This window comes from Sphaerisporangium sp. TRM90804, assembly GCF_029846175.1.
Taxonomy (GTDB): Bacteria; Actinomycetota; Actinomycetes; order Streptosporangiales; family Streptosporangiaceae; genus Sphaerisporangium.
The window spans coordinates 1-1,948 of sequence record NZ_JARWAC010000063.1; the positions used below are offsets into that span (position 1 = coordinate 1).

The window sequence follows — 1,948 nt, forward strand, 5'->3', positions numbered from 1 at the left end:
GTCAGCGGACGGTGTTGGGCTGGGCGGACAGGAGGGTTTGGGTCCAGCCGGTGGTGTCGACGGCGGTTTGGCCGGTGAGGTCGTCGGCGTTGCCGTCGTGGGGGTTGTGGTCGAGGTAGCGGTTGAGGGCGGTTGTGGAGTTGTGGCCGTAGTAGACGCCGGCTCCGGGGGACAGGAGGTTGGTGAAGACCTGCCAGGTGGTGTCGCGGAGTTGGTGGCGGGTGTAGGTGGCGCCGTTGATGTGGTAGGAGATGAGCTGGCCGGCTTGGGTGGTGCCCAGGATCCAGTTGGCTCCGGTGGTGGTGAGGGTTTTGAGGGTGAAGCCGCCGGTTCCGACGGTGGTTCCGGTGGAGATGTTGGTGATGGCGGGTTTGGCGGCGTTGATGGTGTAGTGGCGCAGGTTGCCGTCGGCGATGCCGAACAGGCGGGTGCCGTCGAAGGCCAGGAGGTCGTGGGTGTAGCCGTTGCCCAGGTGGATGGGCGGGTTGAAGCTCAGGCTGGTGTTGTTGGTGATGACGTCGACGCGGTAGAGCTTGCCTTCGGGTCCGTCCTCGGTGATCAGCAGGGTGTTGAAGTTGAGGGTGGCCATGGCTTTGGGGGTGAAGCCGAGGGTGGCGGTGGACACGACCGCGCCGTGGGTGCGTCGCCCGCTGGCTCCGTCGATCGCGGTGTAGGTCAGCCGCCCGTCGGACATCACCCCGTACACCGACGCGGTTCCGGTCGGGCCGGGGCAGTTGCGGCTGGTGACGTTGCGCGAGGTCTGGTTGTTGCCGCCGCCGTAGGTCACACCGTTGAAGGTCGGCCTGACGCGCTCGGAGCCCGCGAACCCCCAGGTGGCCGACCCGCTGTTGTCGGCGTCGTATCCGAGCTCGAAGTGCAGGTGCGGGTGCCCGTTGGAGGTCGGGCCGGTCTTGCCGACCCTGCCGATCGTCGTGCCCATCTGCACCTTCGCGCCGACCGCGAGTGAGCGGGACTCCAGGTGGAGGTAGGTGGTGTAGTAGCGGCCGCCGTGGTTGATCTGGATCACGTTGCCGGCGTTGCTGTGGTAGAAGGACTGGTTCACCGTGCCGGCGGCGGGGGCGACCAGGGTGGCGCCGTCGGTGCCGTGCTGGTCGGGCTCCTTCACCATGTCCAGCGCGGGGGCGTGCGCCCAGGTATCCAGCCGCCACTGCTGGCCGCATGGGAAGGGCAACTGCAGGTCGGGGGCGGCCATCGCGGGGGTCGCGGTGACGAACAGGCCGAAGACGGCCATGAGCGTTGCGGTGATGCCGGCTCGCAGGACGGCTGATCTGGACATGAGGTTCCTCTACTTGACGGTGTTGGGTTGGGCGGACAGGAGGGTTTGGGTCCAGCCGGTGGTGTCGACGGCGGTTTGGCCGGTGAGGTCGTCGGCGTTGCCGTCGTGGGGGTTGTGGTCGAGGTAGCGGTTGAGGGCGGTTGTGGAGTTGTGGCCGTAGTAGACGCCGGCTCCGGGGGACAGGAGGTTGGTGAAGACCTGCCAGGTGGTGTCGCGGAGTTGGTGGCGGGTGTAGGTGGCGCCGTTGATGTGGTAGGAGATGAGCTGGCCGGCTTGGGTGGTGCCCAGGATCCAGTTGGCTCCGGTGGTGGTGAGGGTTTTGAGGGTGAAGCCGCCGGTTCCGACGGTGGTTCCGGTGGAGATGTTGGTGATGGCGGGTTTGGCGGCGTTGATGGTGTAGTGGCGCAGGTTGCCGTCGGCGATGCCGAACAGGCGGGTGCCGTCGAAGGCCAGGAGGTCGTGGGTGTAGCCGTTGCCCAGGTGGATGGGCGGGTTGAAGCTCAGGCTGGTGTTGTTGGTGATGACGTCGACGCGGTAGAGCTTGCCTTCGGGTCCGTCCTCGGTGATCAGCAGGGTGTTGAAGTTGAGGGTGGCCATGGCTTTGGGGGTGAAGCCGAGGGTGGCGGTGGACACGACCGCGCCGTGGGTGCG

Annotated in this window: 2 protein-coding genes; both read right to left on the reverse strand. The window is 66.9% G+C overall.

The genetic code is table 11. From position 1 onward, the window contains the following. Position 1: 1 nt before the first annotated feature. Entirely contained in the window at positions 2 to 1,297 is a 1,296-nt protein-coding gene (locus PYR91_RS36235) for a M23 family metallopeptidase (RefSeq protein ID WP_279787528.1), read from the reverse strand. Positions 1,298 to 1,306: 9 nt separating this feature from the next. After that, positions 1,307 to 1,948, reverse strand: a 642-nt coding sequence (locus PYR91_RS36240) for a hypothetical protein (protein ID WP_279787530.1), incomplete at its 5' end; no start/stop codon positions are given.

Bases quoted from the DNA above. Each gene is read 5' to 3' on its own strand.
- PYR91_RS36235 (WP_279787528.1), bottom strand. From the start codon at position 1,297: ATGTCCAGATCAGCCGTCCTGCGAGCCGGCATCACCGCAACGCTCATG.